Consider the following 18,298-nt stretch of genomic DNA (forward strand, 5'->3'; position numbering starts at 1 on the left):
AACATCTGCCTGCAAACACATCCGAAAATCCTGCCTCGATGACGAGGCAGTCCGCAGAACTTGTCCGTCTAAGCATTCTCGCTAGGGTCCGCGCTTCCGGTTACCTGCGCAACCGGCGGGCGCTGTCATTTCAGCCAAGGGCTCGGCTCGGCATTATTCCCTATGCTTTGAAAAACTCACCATACGGCAGTCTTAACTTTTTTGCATCGCATCATTGGGGTCTGATTAAGAATTCAGAAACCATAATGATCATCGGATAATCATATTAAACTAGGATAACATACTTCAATTTACATAGACAATTTCTGCCTAGGCGAAATTTTCCTAGAGTTCCTTTTACTTTAACAGATCGATAACCTCGTTTATTGGATTCATTTTTACGTTTTGCGGCAAGTCTGCGTTAACGCTCAAGCCTTTCGGGCGGTATTGCGAAAGTTCCGCATCATGGATTTGTTCAAACGTTTGATCCCCTGGCTCCTGTCAGCTGGACTGGTCGCTTTTCTGGTCACGCTGCCGCTGGGAACCCAGTCCCAACTGGTGCTGGGTCTCGTGCTCATTGCAGCGTTGCTGGCGGTCTGGCGGGTCTGGCGCGGTGCGAACCAGCGCATGATGATGATGTCGATCGGCACGCTGCTGGTGTTGCGTTACCTGTACTGGCGCGCGACCAGCACGCTGCCATCAATGAGCGACATGGCGGATTTCATTCCGGGTATGATCCTGTTCGCCGCCGAGCTGTTCTGCATCGGCATGTTGTTCATCAGCTTGTTCGTCGTGGCCAGCCCGCTGGAGCGGGCACCGGCTCGGCGCCTTTCTGATGAGGAGTTGCCGACCGTCGACGTGTTCATTCCGACCTACAACGAGGATGTCCATCTCCTGTCGGCGACGCTGGCGGCAGCGCGGGCGCTCGACTATCCGGCCGACAAGCTGAAGGTCTATCTGCTGGATGACGGCGGCACGGACCAGAAATGCACCCAGGATAACGTGATCGAGGCGGCAGCGGCCCGTCGGCGGCGGGCCGAGCTGATGTCCCTGTGCGCCGACCTTGGCGCGACCTATCTCACCCGGCAGAAAAACCTGTCCGCCAAGGCCGGCAACCTCAACAACGGCCTCGCCCATTCGACGGGTGAACTGGTGGTCGTGTTCGATGCCGACCATGCCCCGGTGCAGGAGTTCCTGCGTGAGACCGTTGGCCATTTCCGCGAGGATCCACGCCTTTTTCTGGTCCAGACGCCGCATTTCTTCCTCAACCCGGATCCTGTCGAGAAGAACCTGTCGACCTGGTTGCGAATGCCATCCGAGAACGAGATGTTCTACTCAGTCATCCAGCGCGGCCTGGACCGCTGGAACGCTGCGTTCTTCTGCGGCTCCGCGGCTGTCCTGCGCCGGGCGGCTCTGGTGGAGGCCGGCGGTTTCTCCGGTGTTTCCATTACCGAAGATTGCGAGACGGCGCTTGAGCTGCATTCGCGCGGCTGGAACAGCCGTTATGTCGACCGGCCGATGATTGCCGGACTGCAACCTGAGACCTTCGCCTCGTTCATCGGCCAGCGCTCGCGCTGGTGCCGGGGCATGATGCAGATCCTGCTGCTGAAAACCCCCCTGCTGAAGCGCGGGCTCAGCCTGCCGCAGCGCGTCTGCTACCTGTCCTCGGCGCTGTTCTGGGCCTTCCCCTTCCCGCGCCTGACCTTCCTCGTGGCCCCGCTCCTGTTCATCTTCTTCGACCTGAAGATCTTCATCGCCAATGGCCAGGAATTTGTCGCCTATGCGGTGACCTACCTGATCGCCAACATGATCCTGCAAAATTATCTGTACGGACGGGTGCGCTGGCCCTGGGTGTCAGAACTCTACGAGTACATCCAGTCGTTCTATCTGGCGCCTGCCATGTTGTCGGTATTGCTCAATCCGAAGAAGCCGAGCTTCAACGTGACGGAAAAGGGCGTGACCACGAACCGGGACTTCCTGTCGTCGCTCGCCACGCCCTATTTTGTCAGCTTTGCGGTGCTTGTGATCGCCATGGCCTTTGCGGGATGGCGCTATGCAACGCAGACGCTCGACAATGATCTGCTGGTCGTGGTCTGCATCTGGAACGCCATCAATCTCGCCCTTGCGGCGGTCTCGCTGGGCGTTGTCTCCGAACGGTCCGAGCGGCGGCGCAACCAGCGCCTTGCCGTCCACAGGACAGGACGGCTGGACCTGCCCGGCGGCAGTCTGGCGGTGCATATCCAGGATGCCTCGACGACGGGCGCGCGGGTCAAGCTGCTGACGCCGGGGGTTGATCTTCCGGCCGGCGAGGGCCTTCTGGTCGGCCGGCTGCATGTGGAGACGCTGGATGGCCAGAGCGTGACAGGCGGCATCCCCGTCGCCGTCCGCCGCACCATTGCCGAACCGGACAGCCTCGCGGTCGGCCTGCAGTACCTGAAGCCGGCGCCGCATCACTACACCATCATCGCCGAGCTGATGTATGGCCAGGGCAAGCCCCTATCGGATTTCTGGAACCTGCGCCGTGCCGGCAAAGGCGTCCTGCGCGGCACCTTGATGTTCCTGCGCATGTCGCTGGGCCAGACAATCCGCGGACTGCAGTTCGGATGGCTGGCAATGAACCGCACCGAAACGGCGGCAGCTGAACCGCCTGCGTCGCCGCCGCGCGGTGCCGAAGGCGGGGGCAAGGTTGCCGCATTCAAGACGGTGGAGGGATAACATGTTGACCTCCCTTGAGTTTCAATCCTTGCGGACCGGGCTGCTGCTGACGTTGCTTCTGCTCGGCAACACCGCCTTCCCCTTATCGGTGAACCCGGCGCTGGCCGAGGAGACTGCTCCCGGTGTTTCGGCACCAGACCGGACCTTGCGGACGTTGCCAGCGCTGGCAGCGGGCTTGCGGCTGGCTGGCGAAAGCGATCACCGGGAATGGCCGGTGTATCTGACGCGCAAGCAGGCCGGACAGGGTGCCGTATTTGAGCTGGCGCTGACATCGGCGGTTTCGGTGATGCCGGAAGGCTCCAGCCTGAGCCTGATGGTCAATGGTCAGACATTGGCCGAACGAGAGATCCACGCCTTCGGACAGCCGCAGAAATTGCTGTTCGACCTGCCGGCGGGCGTACTTCAGCCCGGGCTGAACGCAGTCCGGCTCTCCGTCAGCCAGCGGCACCGGGTCGCCTGTGACTCGGCGGCGACCTACGAGCTGTGGAGTGATATCGATCCGGCACGGACCGGCCTGAGGTTTCCAGACAACGCGCTCGGGCTTGAAAGCCTGTCCGATCTGGCAGCGATCGCCCCGGATGGGCGCGGCGCACACCGTCTGCGGATCGTGCTGGCGGATGTCAGCGACATGAAGGCCCTGTCGCGTGCGGTTGCCGTCCTGACCCGAATCGCCCGGGAGACCGGCATCACGCACCCGATCGTCGAGGTGACCGGAAGCGCACAACACAGCGACGGCCTGACCCTGATCATGGGAACGCCGGACGAATTGCGCGCCCTGGCCAGCCCCGCCATGCCGCAACCCGGCAACCTGACCCTTGTGGAGAACGGGAGTGGCGTTACCCTCGTTGCTGCGGAACTGGATGAGGCGGGTCTCGATAGCCTTGCCCAGCGGATCGGCAGCGGTGATCTGTCGGTTGCCGCAAGGACCGGAACGCCGGATGGACTTGCCGCCCTGCGACGGCTGCGTGCAGCAGCAGTCGAACCCGGCTCCACTTTGACGCTTGCCGATCTCGGAGCTCGCACCAGCGAGTTCAACGGTCGCCTGCAACGCACCCGTTTCGACCTGCGGCTGCCTGACGATTTCTTTCCGGCAGAGACCGGCAGCATCAGCCTGTCCCTGGCCGGTGGCTATGCCGCAAACCTGGAGCAGACGAGCCAGATCGTTGTCCGGGTGAACGGAAAAGTAGCAGCCGGTTTGCCTTTGGCAGATCCGCAAGGTGACGTGTTCTCGGACAAGGTGCTGCGGCTGTCCCTGAAGGCTTTCCGGCCCGGGCTCAACACGGTGGAAATGACCACGCAGACCGACACGCAGGCAGACCGGCACTGTGACACGCTGGCTGCACTACAGGATCCGCCGCGCTTCCTGCTGGTCGAGGAAACACGGCTCGACATTCCTTCCTATCCGCGCCTGCTGGGCCTGCCCTCGCTCAACGCCAGCTTTGGCGGCGGACTTGCCCGGCAAGCCAAAGGCAATGTTCCAATCTATGTCCCATTCGCGACACCGGACATGCTGTCCGCTGCCGCAACGTTTGCGGTCCGTCTGGGCATCGACATGGACAGTACGGCAAAGGCCACGCTGAAGATCGGTCGTCCTGCAGTGACCGATGAGGCAGCTGTCCTGATCGGCGCGTTCGGCGACCTGTCGCCGGCAGCGCTCGCCGCAGCCGGGCTTGATGCCGAGCAGTTGCGCGCTGCCTGGTCCGGCCAGGGCATCGATGGTGCCGCGCCACAGATGGTCAATGCCACCAATCCGCTGCAGCGCAGGGTCGTTTCCCTGCAGTCGATCAGCCGCAATGAACCCGTGATGACCGGCTCGATCCGATCACCGCAGGATCCCGTGCTTCAGATCATGCCGGGAGCGACCCGCCCGGGCCCTGAAGGGTTCCCCCTGCCGCAAAGCCCGTCAGGGACCGAGGTAATGCGGCGGTGGGAACAGCAGCAGCAGGGCCGCGACCCGTTGCGCAACACGCTGTCTAAGGTGGAAACCGCCGTTTCCAGCCTGTTCTTCGCCCCGCACATCCAGCGCAGGGACCTGGCGCCGGGAACAACGCTCGTCCTTGCGCAGGGTTATCCGGGAGCCGGCAACGACAGTTTCTGGACCGTCGTGACAGCACCCAGCACGACGGCGCTGGCCATTGCGGTCGAGGATATCGTGGCGCCGCAGAACTGGCGCCAGCTGGTGGGCGAGGAGGCCCGCTATGACATGCAGAGCGGCATCATCGAGGCCGAGGACAGCGCACCGCATTTTCACGTCGTCACCCAGCCAGGATCACTCTCGAACTGGCGGCTGGTGGCGGCCGGCTGGCTGTCGGGCAACCCGCTGATCTATGCCGGCCTGCTGCTGGTCGCGGCACTCCTGCTGGCCGTGACGACCGGCCGCGCCGTGCGTTACGACGGCAAGGGGACCGTCTGATGCGCAAGATGCTTCTTGGGGTCGCGGTTGCCGCGCTTGCCGTTGCAGCTATTGCCACTTGGTGGCTTGGCAGCGGGCCGGAGAAAAAGGCTGAGGTTACAGCCATGGACATGGCATATCCACGCCAGACAGAGCGGGGCACGGCGCCAGTCTCCGCCACCTTGAAGATCCTGCCCCGCCCCTTGCCCGGCAGCCTCGAAGCGCCGGAACTTTGGGCCGACTACAAGCGCCGCTTCGTTTCACCGCAGGGCCGTGTGATCGATACGGCCAATGGCGGGATCAGCCATTCCGAGAGCCAGGGCTACGGGCTGTTGCTGGCGGTCGCTGCGGATGACCGGCCGGCCTTTGACCTGATCCGGAGCTGGACCGTCGCCAATCTCGACGTGCGCGACGACGGGCTGGCCGCCTGGCGCTGGGAACCGCAGCCACCTCATGTGCGCGATACCAACAACGCCACCGATGGCGATCTGCTGATTGCCTGGGGCCTGGCCGAGGCGGGACGACACTGGAATGACGCGGCCCTGAGGTCCGAGGCTGTTGCCCGCGTTGGATCCCTGCGCCGCCTCGCGATAAAGGACGGATCGGACCGGCCGATGCTGTTGCCGGGTGCGAACGGGTTTTCCGCCGACGAGCGACCGGATGGGCCAGTGGTCAATCCTTCCTACTGGGTTTTTCCGGCTTTTCCCGTGCTTGCAGCCCTGGACGGGGGACCAGACCGGGCAATCGATTGGTCAGGCCTGCGCGAGAGCGGCCTCGCGCTGTTGGCAAACAGCCGGTTCGGCCGACAGGACCTGCCTGCCGAGTGGGTGGCGCTGGGAGAGGGCACACCGCGTCCAGCCGAGGGGTTTCCGCCTCTTTTCGGCTACAATGCGGTGCGCATTCCGCTCTATCTGGCCTGGGCAGGCCCGAGCGAGCGTCAGCAACTGGCGCCTTTTGCTGCGGCCTGGAGCCAGCGCACGCCTGAAGTCGTCGATCTCGTCACCGGGCAGGCCGGCGACCGCCTGGTGGATCGCGGCTATCGCGCCATTGCCGATCTCGTCAGCTGCGCCATGGACGGTACGCCGATGCCGAAAGACGTGCTGCGGCCGTCGGACGAACCTTATTACCCCGCCACCTTGAGAGCGCTCGCCCTCATTGCCGTCAAGCAGAGGTATCCCGAATGCTGGTGAGATCCCGTTTTCTTTTGAGCGCCGCAGTCCTGTTGCAAATCTCGGTCGGAATGAGCATATCCCCGCGTGCCCAGAGCCTTGCGAGCGCGCCGGAAACCCTGCCCGATCCGACGCTGGCGGCAGCCGCCCTGCCCGCCGTGGACGAGAGCGCGCTGCGCTATTACGCCGCCCAGAACAACAGGGAACGGGTCGAGGCGGAGATCCGCCGGCTGCGCACGCTGCATCCAGGCTGGAGTGCGCCGACCGATCTTTACACCGGCGCAAACCGGGCCAACCCGCATCAGGACCTGTGGGACCTGTTCGCACAGGACCAGCTGGACATGCTGCGGGCCGAAATCGCCCGCCGCCAGGCCAGCGACGCCGGTTGGCAACCGCCGGCGGAACTGATTGAAAAGATTGCGCGCAAGGAGACCCGCCTGCGCCTGATCCAGGCTTCGGATGCCCAGCGTCCGGCCGAAGTCATCGCCGCAGTCGAGACCGATCCGATGCTGCTCAGCGTCGCGGACCTCGACGTGCTCTGGCGGGTGGCGGAGGCCTATGCGGTCTCCGGCGCGACGGCGGAAGCCTATGACCTGTACCAGTTGCCCCTGCGGGCCGGCGATGTCAGTGCCGACCACAAGCGAGCCAGCGTGCAAAAGGCGGTCGCAAGTTTGCCGCTAAGCGAGGCGGTCCGGCTGCTGGAAGGGTTGCAGGCGTCAGCGGGCACACCGGGTCTGCGGCTGGAGGATGTCGAAATCGATCTCGCCCGGCGTTGGGCCTCGGATTATCTTGAGCTTCGACAGGATGTGGCACCGCCGGAGCGGCAAGTGGCTGTGCTGGTACATGCAGTGGACACTGGCCCGGACATGACCAACACGCGCCTGCTTGGCTGGCTGGCCCGCCGCGCCGGGCGCCACGCCGAGGCCCTCGCGCTGTTCGAGCGGGCACAAGCAGCGGTTAGCGGACCTGCCGCAGACGACGTGGCCCTTGGCCGGGCGTTGTCACTAGCCGGCCTTGGGCGCGGCGCGGAAGCCGAACAGATCGCCCGCAGCAACCGGCAGGCCCTGCCGGCCCTGGAAGACCTGTTCATCGGACTGGTGGCGGAGGACCTGGCATCGGCGAGCCCCCGCCCCTCCGACACCGGACGTCTGGAGGACTTTGCCGAAGCCGTGCGAAACCGCCAGTCCGTCGCCGGCGCCTCGGCGCTGGCCTGGTATGCCTTTTCGCTGAAGCAGCATCAGGCCGCAGCGGCCTGGTTCGAGACGGCCCTGCAGTGGGGCGGTGACGACAAGGCAGCGGAAGGGCATGTCCTCGCCACGCTCGGCCTTGGCGACCTCAAGACGGCGCAGGCCTTGCTGACCGGCTATGCGCCACGCTACCCGCATCTGGCAAGCCTGTCGCTCGCCGGGCCAGGACAGCAAAAGCCGGGCAAATCCGGAGGCTCCGGTGTCCTTGCGCGTGCCGAAAAGGCTCGCAAGGCCAAAGATCCCGCTGCCTGCCTCAAGCTCGTTGAAACCGCTGCCGGGGCCGAAGCTGCCTTGATGCGGGGCTGGTGCCTCATGGACCTGAACCGCCCCGAAGAAGCAGCGCTGGCCTTTAATGCAGCCATGTCCGGCCCGGGCAAGGTGTCGCGCGATGCAGCCTATGGCAAGTCGCTGGCAATGCTGCGGGTTGGTCGTTCGTTCGATGCGGTGGCGGCGGCGCAGAGCGTGTCCCAGCCACAGGAGCGCAGGCAGGAGATCGCCAGCGCCGCACTGGCCCAGGCCGCTGCAAGTGCATTTGATGCGGGCAACTACGCCAGTACACTCGCCGCGCTCGACCGGCGCCGCCTGCTGGTGCCCGAGCCGCGCGACCTGATGCTGCTGCGCGGCTGGGCCCTGATCCACACCGGCCAGAAGACCGCCGCCCGCCAGGTCTTCACCCTGCTCGACCGGCAGCTCTCATCGCGTGAGACGCGGGCCGGGCTACAGGAACTGGATCCCATCCTGATCGTGGACAGCGAATGATGACGAAAGCCGGAAACGCCCTCCGTTTCGCGCTGTCACTTGCCGTGCTTGGCTCGGCCGGCTGCGCGCAAGTGCCTTCAACTGTGACGGCCTATCATGACGCGGCCCTGTCCGCCTTGACCGACACCGCGCCGCGCGATGTGGGCACCGCAATGGCGTTGGCACGCCTGCCAGAGGCCGCCGGTCAGGTGATCGCGGTGACGCAGAGCCGCTCCGGCGGCATCGAGCGGCAGCGCATCACGCTCGCCGGAGACACCGGCAGCCGGGGTGAAAATGCCATCGAAATCCGGCTTGTGCCCGGGAAATCACAGCCCGCGCCCTCGGCCGCGACGCTGCAGGCGGAAATGGCAGCAGCCTTTCCGGGCCGCACGTTGCGCCTGTCCACGCGCTTGCCCGTCAACGCCTATGGCCCCTTCGGCATCGCCAGCGACAATTCCGGCTGCAACTACCTTTGGCAGGATGTCCAGCGCAGCTCGGACGAGGCGTCCTTCTTCCAGCCGAGCAAGACCGGGTTGGCCGAGATCCGGGTCCGGCTGTGCCGGTCAGGCCTCACGGAAACGGTTGCTGTGGACCTGATGCAGCGGCTGCAGCTTGCCGTGCCGGGCATCTCGTCCGCCAACCTGCTGTCGAGCCTGCAGTCGCCGGGCATGGGCCTGTCTCCCGCCCTCGCCAGTGTGGATACCTTGCTCGCTGCGCCGAACCAACCGGACACGGGCAAAACGCCGGCCCGGCGCACGCGACCGGCCCCAACCACGCCAACGGCACAAGGTAACCTGTCGCCAGTGCTGTCTCCGGTTTCGGTGCAGGTGCCAGCTCTTGCACCGGTTGTGGCCACAGTGTCTCCGGCGCCCGTCACCGTTCCCCTTCCAGCGAAGGTGACCCCGGAAACACTGCCGAAGACGGTCGTGCAGCCGGTCGTTGCCACGGTTCCGCTGCCTGGACCGACTGTCGCGGCACAGGCTTCAACGCGTTCCTTCGTGCGACCTATTCCGCTGCCTTGATGTTCAGTGCTGGCTGGCGGGCAAATGCACCACCAGTCCGTCCTGCGCCGCGGTGAGCTTCACCTGGCAGGACAGACGGCTTTCGGGACGCGGGTCGATCACACATTCGATCATCGCCGTTTCCGCCTCATCAGCCGGCGGCAGCAAGGCGAGCTGGCTGGCCTCGATGTAGCAGTGGCAGGTTCCACAGGCACAAGCGCCGCCGCATTCCGCCGCGATTTCCTCTATGCCATGCGCCACGGCAGCGGCCATCAGCGTCTGGCCTTCCGTGGCCTCGACGTCCAGCTGCGTGCCGTCGGCGGAAATGAATGTGATGCGGGGCATGGGTCTCTGGCTCCGTTTTCCGGGGTCTGATGGCTGTTTGCTTGCGAAACTGTACGCGGCAGGCGGTCCGGAGATCACCTGCCGCGCGCAAAGGGGCAAAAGAGGTCGAGGCGGTCAGGTGGGGTGACGCCTTTGGCACCGGGGGAGGCCGCTGTCCTTGTTTCCTCTCCGGTCCCGATCAGGATCTTGTTTTGCTGGCCGATCTCATGCCGGCACCAGCCGCAGGTCGAGCCGCTTCGGCCCGCGCACCGACAGGCCGCGCTTGTAGGTAACAGCCGGATCGGCCAGCTCGATCGCGCGGGTGCGGGCCAGCAGCGAGCCGAAGATGATTTCCATGTCGAGGCGGGCGAGGTGATTGCCGAGACAGAAATGCGCCCCGCCGCCAAAGGCAAGGTGCCGGTTCGGCTTGCGTCCCACATCAAAGCGGTCCGCGGCCTCGAAGGCGGAAGGGTCGCGGTTGGCGGCGCCGTAAAGGAGGCCGAACTTGGTGCCGCGCGGATAGGGCGTGCCGGCGATGGTCACATCCTCGGTGGCGTAGCGATGGAAGAACGGCAGCGGCGATTCGTAGCGGAACATCTCCTGCACCGCGGTCGGCAGCAGCGCCGGGTCGGCCTTCAGCCGGGCCGCCTGATCCGGGAACTTCAAAAGGCAATGCATGCCCGATCCCAGAACATCAATCGTCGACCCGTGGCCGGCCATCAGGATCAGCATGCAGGTGGAGATGAACTCGTCCTCGCTGAACTGGCCGGCGGCCTCGGCCTTGATCAGCTCGGAGATGAGGTCCGCGCGCAGGGCTTTCAGCCGGTCCGCCTTCAGCGCGGACAGATACTCATAGAACTCCGTCGTCGCGGTCTCGGCGATCTGCTTGCGCGCGTCCGAGCGGTCGATGTCGAAGAACTGGACGATGTTTTCCGACCAGATGCGCAGCTTCGGGCAATCCTCGTCCGGCACGCCAATGAGGCGGCCGATGATATGGCCGGGCACTTCGGCAGCCAGATCCTCGACGAAGTCAATGTCGCGCTGGTCGAGAAGCCGGTCGAGGAGGCGCGTCACATAGGCCTGGATGTCATCGCGGAGCCTTGCCACCATCGCCGGCGTGAACAGGCGGAACACCGCCTTGCGCAGGCGGTCGTGCACCTCGCCGTCGCTGTCCAGCAGGCTGAATTGCACGAAGCGGGAGTGATGCGGCATGTCATGCCAGTTGGCCGCGCGCTGCTGTGCCACGATCTCCTCCGGCGGCACCAGCCCGTCCAGCGAGCGCACCATCGTCTTGTCCATCACAATGGCCGAGACGTCCTCGAAACGGGAGGCGAGGTGGATGTCGAAATCCGCGAAGTAAGTCAAGCCATCCCGCGCGCGCAGCCTGGCATAGGCGGCATAGGGATCGGCGGCGAAGGCCGGATCCAGCGGTGCGAAGTTGAACCCCTCTTCCGATGCCTCGGCGGGTGCGGTGAGATGCGGCATGATCGAACTCTCCCTCGATTGGCAAAAGATAGCGTCCGCTTCCATGAGGGAAAATGCAGTCCTCTCGCATAAACTGGACAAAACTCGCATCTTCTCACATTGTGCCGGCCATGGTGAACACGCAGCCGGAACAGACCACCGAGGAAATTATCTTCCATACCCCGGGCAGACTGGCCGGTGCCCTGCCTTATGCGTTGCAGGTCGCCGGGCTCGGCATCGCGTACCCGGCGCAAGAGCCCGTGCGCAAGCGCTACCACGACCACGTGCTGCTCTTTGCACTTGCGGGCCAGGGCCGTGTCGAGATCGGCGGCGCGGTGCATGTGGTCGAGCCGGGCGAGGTGCTCTGGCTGGACACCTCGCGTCCCTATGCGCATGGGGCTGCAGGGGCGGCGTCCTGGCGCTATCTCTGGATGGGCCTGCGCGGAACCGGGCTCGACGGGCTGCATGGCCTTCTGGATGTAAGCCGGCAGCCGCTGTTCCGGCCCGAGCCCGCGCATGACCTGGAGACCGTGTTCCGGGAGGTCTGCGCGCTGGCCGGGAACCCCGCGCCGGAGGCCGATGCCCGCGCCAATGCTGCGGTGGCCGCGATCCTCGCCGTGCTGGCGGGCGCGCGGGACGGCGGCCTGTCCGGGCTGCAGCACAGCCCTCAGATGGCGCGGATTGCCGAGCTGCTGCGGCAGGATCTCGCCCGGGCCTGGACCATCGAGGATCTTGCGCGCCTCGCCGGTCTCAGCGCCTCGCAGCTGTTCCGGGCGTTCAAGGCGGCCAGCGGCAGCACGCCGATGAGCTACCTGCGCCAGGAGCGGATTGCCGAGGCAAGGTGCCTGCTGACGGCAACGAACGATCCGGTGGCCGTGATCGCGCGGCGCTGCGGCTATGCCGATCCCTATCACTTTTCGCGCGACTTCCGCCGGCTCACCGGCACGACACCGACGCTCCTGCGGCGCAGCACCGGCTTCTGAGCCTCACATCACCGCACCGACCTGCCAGGGCACGAATTCGTTGTCGCCAAGGCCCAGCGCTTCAGATTTCGATTGTGCCCCGGAGGCAACCGCGAGGAGGAGTTCGAGGATTTGCAGCCCCTTGTCAGACAGAGGAACACTCTCGCTCAGCACATCGCCGCAGTTCAGGTCCATGTCCTCAGGCATGGACGCGAACAGGGCATCGTTGGTGGCCAGTTTCACGGTCGGGGCCGGCTTGGAGCCAAAGGCGGAGCCGCGCCCGGTGGTGAAGACCACGATCTGGGCCCCGCCGGCAATCTGCCCCGTTGCCGAGACAGGATCGTAACCGGGCGTGTCCATGAACACGAGGCCCGGCGCCGTCACCTGCTCGGCGTAATCGTAGAAGGCGGTGAGCGGCGTCGAGCCCCCCTTGGCAACGGCGCCGAGAGATTTTTCCAGAATAGTGGTGAGGCCGCCGGCCTTGTTGCCAGGACTGGGGTTGTTGTCCATGCTGCCGCCGTTCATCGCGGTGTAGCGCTCCCACCAGCCGAGACAGGCGATCAGCCGGTCGGCAACCTGCTGGTTCACCGCCCGGCGCAGCAGCAGCTGTTCGGCACCATATATCTCGGGGGTTTCAGACAGGATCACGGTAGCGCCGAGCCCCACCAGAAGATCGCAAGCCGCGCCCAGCGCCGGATTGGCGGTGATGCCCGACAGGCCGTCCGAACCGCCGCATTGCAGCGCGACCTTCAGCGCCGACACCGGCACCGGCTCGCGGTGGACTTCGTTCACGGCGGGCAGAATCTCCAGCACCTTGGCCTTGATCGCGGCAATCGTCTGGCGTGTGCCGCCGCTGTCCTGAATTGTCAGGCCGTGGAAGTGGTCTGCGCCGGCCGCACCAAACACCGACTTCATGCGGGCGATCTGCATGACCTCGCAGCCGAGCCCGACAAACACGGCCGCCCCGACATTGGGATGTGTGGCATGCCCCCACAGAACCCGCTGAAGAATATCGAAGCCACGCCCCTCGCTGGCCATGCCGCAACCGGACCCGTGCGCGAAGGCGACAATCCCGTCGACGTTGGGATAGTTGGCCAGCACGCCGGAGGTTTCCAGCTCAAAGGCGGCACGACGGATGACGGTGGCCGAACAGTTGACCGTGGCACAGAGCGCTATGAAGTTACGGGTGCCGATCCGGCCGTCGGCACGGCGGTAGCCGGCAAAATGACGGGGTGCAATGTCTGGTATCGCAGCCGCGGCCCGAGCAAGATCGTCGCCGATCGTATAGGCGCGGTCATGCTCGCTGAAGGCGCAGTTGTGGGTATGGACATGTTCACCGGCAGCGATGTCCATCTTCGCGGTGCCGATGATCTGGCCGAACTTGAGGATAGAAGCGCCATGCGGGATCGGGCGCAACGCGATCTTGTGCCCGGCGGACAGCGGCTGCGGCAACGGCCGCCCGAACCCGAGCGGATCACCGCCGCCGGCCACCCGCTCCCGCAGGATTGCAACGTTATCCGCCTCATGCAGGATGATCGCGGCGGGGCCCGACCGGTCAGCGTGCAAGCCACCCTCCATCCACGTTGAGGACCGCGCCATGAATATAGCTGGAAGCGGGTGAGGCGAGGAACACCGCTGCCTCACCAATGTCCGAGGCCCGGCCCCAGCGTCCGGCGGGGATCCGCTCCAGGATGGCACGGTTGCGATCCGGGTCGTCGCGCAGGGCCTCGGTGTTGTTGGTCTCGATATAGCCCGGCGCGATGGCATTGACGTTGATGCCCCGCGCCGCCCATTCATTGGCCATCAGTTTGGTGAGGCCTGCAACGCCATGCTTCGACGCCGTATAGGAAGGCACGCGGATACCACCCTGGAACGACAGCAGCGAGGCGATGTTGATCACCTTGCCCACGCCTCCCCGTGCGAAGGCCGACCGGGCAAAGGCCTGACTTGTGAAAAAGACGGCCTTCAGGTTGATGTCCATGACGGCGTCCCAGTCACTTTCGGAGAAATCAACCGTGTCGGCGCGGCGAATGATGCCGGCATTGTTGACCAGAATGTCCACGGGCTCGGCATCGAAGACATCCTTTGCTGCCAGCGGGTCGGACAGGTCCAGCTTCAGGTCGCGTGCGTGGCCGATGAGGGCTACGGTTTCCGCAGAGGAACTGCGTCCGGCGCAAATGACCTCTGCGCCCGCCCGGCCGAGAGCGATGGCAATCGCCTGGCCGATGCCGGTGTTGGCACCCGTGACCAGCGCGACCCGCCCCTCCAGCGAGAACGGGTTCACCGCAGGTCCTCCATCGCCACCATTTCAACGTCCTTGTAATCGACATTGTCGCCGGCCATGGCCCAGATGAAGGTGTAGCTGCCGGTGCCTGCGCCGCAATGGATCGACCAGGGCGGCGAGACCACCGCATCCTCGTTCTGCATCACCAGGTGACGGGTTTCATCCGGACGGCCCATGAAGTGGAACACGCGCTGCTCCGGCTTCATGTTGAAGTAGAGATAGGCCTCCATGCGCCGGTCATGCAGATGGGCAGGCATGGTGTTCCAGACCGAACCATTGTGCAGTTTGGTGTAGCCGACAACGAGCTGGCAGGACGTCATCACGGCGGGATGCACGAACTGGTAGATGGTGCGGTCATTCGAGGTCTCGCCGGAGCCCAGCTTGACGACAGCGGCCTCCTCAAGGCGGATCAAACGTGCCGGATGAACGCTGTGGGCAGGGGCGGACAGGATGTAGAAGCGCCCCTCACCCGCAAATGTCACCGGACCTGAACCAAGCGGCAGGTAGAGCACGTCGCCACGCTCGAGCGTATGTGTCTGCCCACCGGCAGAAACGGTACCGGTCGCGCCGACATTCACGACGGCCATTTCGCGGCGATCAAGAATGCTTGCGGTGCCGCATTCCTTGACATGATCCAGCGTCAGCGGCGCACCGGCCGGGACCGCACCCCCGACGATCATGCGGTCATAGTGCGTATAGACAAGGCGGATCTCGCCAACACGGAACAGCTCGCCCAGATGAAAATTCTTGCGCAGTTCGGCGGTGCCCATCCGCTTGGCAGCTTCCGGGTCGATGGCGTGGCGGGTTTCAACGGTCAGCATGGCGGTGTCCTTGAAGTCGGATGAGTCAAAGAAAATCGTCCCGGCGCGGGGTGAACGTGTCGATCAGCCTACCAGGAGCGAGGCAGACGCAGCCGTGCATGGCGAGGGACGGAATGACGAAGCTGTCTCCAGGGCCAACCTCGACGGCCTCCCCGGCCACGGAGAAGCGGAAGCGTCCGCTTTCCACGTAAGTCGACTGGATGTGCGGGTGGTTGTGCAACTTGCCCTCCGCCCCGGCATGGGCAAAGCGAAACGCCACGACCATGAGGTCCGGGCATTCGGAGAGCACCTGGCGCGTCACGCCAGGATCCGTTGCAACGACGGGAAAGCTCTTCAGCATCGGGGGCCTCATCGGAACAGGGAAGGGAGCCACAAGGACAGGGCGGGGATATAGGTCACCAGCAAAAGCGCCGCGAAAGCCGCACCGTAGAAGGGCCAGATCGTCTTCACCGCCTCCCAGACCGTTATGCGCCCGACGGCGCAGCCGACGAACAGCACCGAGCCGACGGGCGGCGTACACAGACCGATGCCCAGATTGAGGATCAGGATCACGCCGAAATGCACCGGATCGACCCCATAGGCCGCAGCGACTGGCAGGAAGATCGGCGTCGTGATGACGATCAGCGGCGACATGTCCATGAAGGTGCCGAGGAACAGCAGAATGACGTTGATCAGCAGAAGGATGACAATGGGATTGTCGGAAACGCCGCGCAGCAGCGCGACCATCTCGGCAGGAACCTTCAAGAGGGCCATCAGCCACCCGAAAGAGGCTGCGCAGCCAATCACCAGCAGCACCATCGCGGTGGTGCGAACTGCCGCCATGGTGGAGGCGACAAAGTTGTCCAAGGTCATCGTGCGATAGGCCAGGACGGTGACCAGCAGTGCATAGACTGCGGCAATGCAAGAGCTTTCCGATGCGGTGAAGACACCGGAGCGGACGCCGAAGAAAATGATGCCGATCAGCATCAGGCCGGGAATCGCATTGGCGAACAGGAAGCCGACCGCCCCCCAGCCGGGAAAGGCTTCAGTGGGATAGCCACGGCGCTTTGCCACCCACCAGGCTGCGGACATCAGCGACAGCGCCAGCAGCAGGCCGGGGATGATGCCGGCGGTGAACAGGTCGGCGATGGAAATGCGCCCGCCGGCCGAGATCGAATAGATGATCATGTTGTGCGACGGCGGGATCAGCAGCGCGATGATCGAGGAGACCACGGTGACGTTAACGGCATAGTCCACGCCATAGCCGCGCTCCTTCATTTGCGGGATCATCAGGCCGCCAATGGCGGAGGCATCAGCCGCGGCTGAACCCGAGATGCCACCGAACATGACGGAAGCTGCGATGTTGACCTGCCCGAGACCACCGCGCATGTGCCCGACCGCCGCTCCGGCAAGCGCCACGAGACGGCGGGCGATATCGCCGCGCACCATAAGTTCGCCGGCAAAGATAAAGAACGGGATTGCCATCAGCGCGAAGACCGATACGCCGGAATTCAGCCGCTGGAACACGATCATCGGCGGCAAGCCGAGATAGACGACGGTGGCAAAGGACGAGATGCCGAGGCAGAAGGCGACCGGCATGCCGATCAGCAGCAGGAAGCCGAATGTCCCGAAAAGAACCCAGAACTCCATGTCACGCCTCCGCGCTGTCAACTTCGCCGAAGCGGGCGGTGGGGAGGCCGGCGGCCCGGCGCAAGAGACGTTCAACCGAGAACAGGAAGATCAGCACGCCGCCACCAACCAGCGGCATGAAGTCGACCGCCCCGGAGAGGCCGAGCGAAGGCAGCTTGACGTTCCAGGCAGAAAAGCAAAGCTCCAGCCCGTACCACGCCATGCCGGCCCCGAAGGCCCCGACCAAGGCGTCAGACAAGCTGAACAACGCAAGCTTGACCCGCGGCGGCACGACGTAGAGCAGGATGTCGAAGCTGAGGTGGTAGCCCTCCCGGATGCCGACAGCTGCCCCGAAAAAGATGAACCAACCCATGAGGATGACGGCGAAGGGCTCGCTCCAGACAATGCTGTCGTTGAGCACATAGCGAAAGAACACCTGGGCCGCGATGATCGCGGTCATCAGGGAAAGGCCTACTCCGGCGATCCAGAGGGCCAGGCGGGAGATCGTCCCGCAAATCTGGGCAAGCGCGTGCATGATGACCTGAAACCAACAGCAAGAAGAAAAGCCCGCGCCGGAACCGGCGCGGGCATGCGGGCTCAGGTCACTCGGTGGCCTGGATCCGGGCCACCAGTTCCTTCAGCTTGTCCGAGGTGACATGCTTTTCGTAGACCGGCTTCATCGCGTCGATGAACGGCTTTTTGTCAATGTCGGTGATCACCTGGGCACCGGCAGCGCGAACCTTTTCCTCTGATGCCTTTTCACGGGCGACCCACAGGTCACGCATTAACGGAACTGCATCCTTGGCTGCCTCACGGACCGTGGCCTGATCTTCGGCCGACAGCTTGTCCCAGCTGGACTTCGACATCACCAGGACTTCCGGCACCATCAGATGCTGGTTCAGGGTGTAGTACTTGGCGACTTCGAAGTGGCCGGAGGATTCAAACGAGGGCCAGTTGTTCTCGGCCCCGTCGATGACACCGGTCTGGATCGAGGAATAGACCTCGCCATAGGGCATCGGCGTCGCATTGGCGCCAAGGGCCGTCATCATGTCGACGAAAATGTCGGACTGCATGACGCGGACCTTCATGCCCTTGAGGTCCTCGACCGACGTGATCGGCTTCTTCGAATTGTAGAAGCTGCGCGATCCGCCATCGAAGAAGGCAAGGCCAACGTAACCATGCTCTTCGAAGGCCTTGAGAATGTCTTCACCGATCGGCCCGTCCATCACCTTGTGCATGTGCTCGGTCGAGCGGAAGATGAAGGGCAGCGAGACGACCTTGGTCTCCTCGACGAGGTTGTTGAACGGACCCATCGAGACGCGGTTCATGTCGATGACACCGAACTTGGTCTGCTCGATGGTGTCCTTCTCCTGCCCCAGCTGGGCGGAGTGAAACACCTCGATGCACAGCCGGCCGTTGGTCCGCTCCTCAAGCAACTTGCCCATCGCCTTGACCGCCTCGACGGTCGGATAGCCGTCCGGGTGGGTGTCGGATGACCGCAAGGTGGTCTCGCAGGCCATGGCCGACCCGGTCATCATCACGCTCGCCAGGAGCGCTGCCTTCGCCAGTTTCATAAAAGTCATGATTTCTCCTC

General features: G+C 64.3%; 15 protein-coding genes. 6 read left to right on the top strand and 9 right to left on the bottom strand.

All coding sequences use genetic code 11. The features are described from left to right. Nucleotides 1–444: 444 nt before the first annotated feature. The 5 genes from bcsA to bcsN are packed head-to-tail and all read left to right on the top strand — an operon-like array spanning nucleotide 445 to nucleotide 9,262. A complete protein-coding gene (gene bcsA, locus C8348_RS07115) occupies nucleotides 445–2,694 on the top strand; it encodes a UDP-forming cellulose synthase catalytic subunit (RefSeq protein ID WP_106752856.1) in 2,250 nt (749 codons plus the stop codon). Between the two features lies 1 nt (nucleotide 2,695). Next, a complete protein-coding gene (locus C8348_RS07120; RefSeq protein WP_106752612.1) occupies nucleotides 2,696–5,107 on the top strand; it encodes a cellulose biosynthesis cyclic di-GMP-binding regulatory protein BcsB in 2,412 nt (803 codons plus the stop codon). After that, complete coding sequence (locus C8348_RS07125) at nucleotides 5,107–6,276, top strand: family 8 glycosyl hydrolase (RefSeq protein ID WP_106752613.1); 1,170 nt, start codon at nucleotides 5,107–5,109, stop codon at nucleotides 6,274–6,276. The genes C8348_RS07120 and C8348_RS07125 overlap by 1 nt, the downstream gene beginning before the upstream one ends. 50 nt (nucleotides 6,277–6,326) lie before the next feature. Further along, entirely contained in the window at nucleotides 6,327–8,261 is a 1,935-nt protein-coding gene (locus tag C8348_RS07130; protein WP_106752614.1) for a hypothetical protein, read from the top strand. Beyond that, a complete protein-coding gene (gene bcsN / locus C8348_RS07135; protein ID WP_106752615.1) occupies nucleotides 8,258–9,262 on the top strand; it encodes a cellulose biosynthesis protein BcsN in 1,005 nt (334 codons plus the stop codon). Before C8348_RS07130 ends, bcsN begins: the two co-directional genes overlap by 4 nt. Nucleotides 9,263–9,265: 3 nt before the next feature. Here bcsN and C8348_RS07140 read toward each other — a convergent pair whose 3' ends face one another. After that, the gene (locus C8348_RS07140) at nucleotides 9,266–9,586 is read right to left on the bottom strand and encodes a 2Fe-2S iron-sulfur cluster-binding protein (protein ID WP_106752616.1); all 321 of its coding nucleotides are present in this window, start codon (nucleotides 9,584–9,586) and stop codon (nucleotides 9,266–9,268) included. Between the two features lie 204 nt (nucleotides 9,587–9,790). Further along, entirely contained in the window at nucleotides 9,791–11,050 is a 1,260-nt protein-coding gene (locus C8348_RS07145; RefSeq protein WP_106752617.1) for a cytochrome P450, read from the bottom strand. A 110-nt stretch (nucleotides 11,051–11,160) separates the two neighbouring features. On the opposite strand from C8348_RS07145, the gene C8348_RS07150 reads away from it, so the two are divergent. Then, nucleotides 11,161–12,012 (top strand): helix-turn-helix transcriptional regulator, encoded by an 852-nt coding sequence (locus C8348_RS07150; protein WP_198646958.1) that lies wholly within the window; start codon nucleotides 11,161–11,163, stop codon nucleotides 12,010–12,012. A gap of 3 nt (nucleotides 12,013–12,015) precedes the next feature. Here the strand turns inward: C8348_RS07150 and C8348_RS07155 are convergent, their stop codons facing one another. The 7 genes from C8348_RS07155 to C8348_RS07185 form a co-directional block, all read right to left on the bottom strand. Continuing rightward, on the bottom strand, nucleotides 12,016–13,557 hold the full coding sequence (locus C8348_RS07155) for a UxaA family hydrolase (protein WP_244293953.1): 1,542 nt from the start codon (nucleotides 13,555–13,557) through the stop codon (nucleotides 12,016–12,018). Then, entirely contained in the window at nucleotides 13,547–14,275 is a 729-nt protein-coding gene (gene kduD / locus C8348_RS07160; RefSeq protein ID WP_106752620.1) for a 2-dehydro-3-deoxy-D-gluconate 5-dehydrogenase KduD, read from the bottom strand. Before kduD ends, C8348_RS07155 begins: the two co-directional genes overlap by 11 nt. Then, nucleotides 14,272–15,096: a 5-dehydro-4-deoxy-D-glucuronate isomerase gene (gene kduI / locus C8348_RS07165; RefSeq protein WP_106752621.1), complete on the bottom strand. Its 825-nt coding sequence runs from the start codon at nucleotides 15,094–15,096 to the stop codon at nucleotides 14,272–14,274. Before kduI ends, kduD begins: the two co-directional genes overlap by 4 nt. A gap of 25 nt (nucleotides 15,097–15,121) precedes the next feature. Next, nucleotides 15,122–15,436, bottom strand: a complete 315-nt coding sequence (locus C8348_RS07170; protein ID WP_198646959.1) for a cupin domain-containing protein — start codon at nucleotides 15,434–15,436, stop codon at nucleotides 15,122–15,124. 8 nt (nucleotides 15,437–15,444) lie between these two features. Beyond that, nucleotides 15,445–16,725 (bottom strand): TRAP transporter large permease, encoded by a 1,281-nt coding sequence (locus C8348_RS07175; protein WP_106752622.1) that lies wholly within the window; start codon nucleotides 16,723–16,725, stop codon nucleotides 15,445–15,447. 1 nt (nucleotide 16,726) lies between these two features. Beyond that, a complete protein-coding gene (locus C8348_RS07180; RefSeq protein WP_106752623.1) occupies nucleotides 16,727–17,239 on the bottom strand; it encodes a TRAP transporter small permease in 513 nt (170 codons plus the stop codon). 67 nt (nucleotides 17,240–17,306) lie between these two features. Further along, on the bottom strand, nucleotides 17,307–18,287 hold the full coding sequence (locus tag C8348_RS07185) for a TRAP transporter substrate-binding protein (protein ID WP_106752624.1): 981 nt from the start codon (nucleotides 18,285–18,287) through the stop codon (nucleotides 17,307–17,309). Nucleotides 18,288–18,298 lie beyond the last annotated feature (11 nt).

Source organism: Pannonibacter carbonis (assembly GCF_003012935.1).
Taxonomy (GTDB): Bacteria; Pseudomonadota; Alphaproteobacteria; order Rhizobiales; family Stappiaceae; genus Pannonibacter; species Pannonibacter carbonis.

Coding starts and splice junctions, on each gene's coding strand:
- bcsA (WP_106752856.1), top strand. CDS start 445: ATGGATTTGTTCAAACGTTTGATCCCCTGGCTCCTGTCAGCTGGACTG.
- C8348_RS07120 (WP_106752612.1), top strand. CDS start 2,696: ATGTTGACCTCCCTTGAGTTTCAATCCTTGCGGACCGGGCTGCTGCTG.
- C8348_RS07125 (WP_106752613.1), top strand. CDS start 5,107: ATGCGCAAGATGCTTCTTGGGGTCGCGGTTGCCGCGCTTGCCGTTGCA.
- C8348_RS07130 (WP_106752614.1), top strand. CDS start 6,327: ATGAGCATATCCCCGCGTGCCCAGAGCCTTGCGAGCGCGCCGGAAACC.
- bcsN (WP_106752615.1), top strand. CDS start 8,258: ATGATGACGAAAGCCGGAAACGCCCTCCGTTTCGCGCTGTCACTTGCC.
- C8348_RS07140 (WP_106752616.1), bottom strand. CDS start 9,586: ATGCCCCGCATCACATTCATTTCCGCCGACGGCACGCAGCTGGACGTC.
- C8348_RS07145 (WP_106752617.1), bottom strand. CDS start 11,050: ATGCCGCATCTCACCGCACCCGCCGAGGCATCGGAAGAGGGGTTCAAC.
- C8348_RS07150 (WP_198646958.1), top strand. CDS start 11,161: ATGGTGAACACGCAGCCGGAACAGACCACCGAGGAAATTATCTTCCAT.
- kduI (WP_106752621.1), bottom strand. CDS start 15,096: ATGCTGACCGTTGAAACCCGCCACGCCATCGACCCGGAAGCTGCCAAG.
- C8348_RS07170 (WP_198646959.1), bottom strand. CDS start 15,436: ATGCTGAAGAGCTTTCCCGTCGTTGCAACGGATCCTGGCGTGACGCGC.
- C8348_RS07175 (WP_106752622.1), bottom strand. CDS start 16,725: ATGGAGTTCTGGGTTCTTTTCGGGACATTCGGCTTCCTGCTGCTGATC.
- C8348_RS07180 (WP_106752623.1), bottom strand. CDS start 17,239: ATGCACGCGCTTGCCCAGATTTGCGGGACGATCTCCCGCCTGGCCCTC.
- C8348_RS07185 (WP_106752624.1), bottom strand. CDS start 18,287: ATGACTTTTATGAAACTGGCGAAGGCAGCGCTCCTGGCGAGCGTGATG.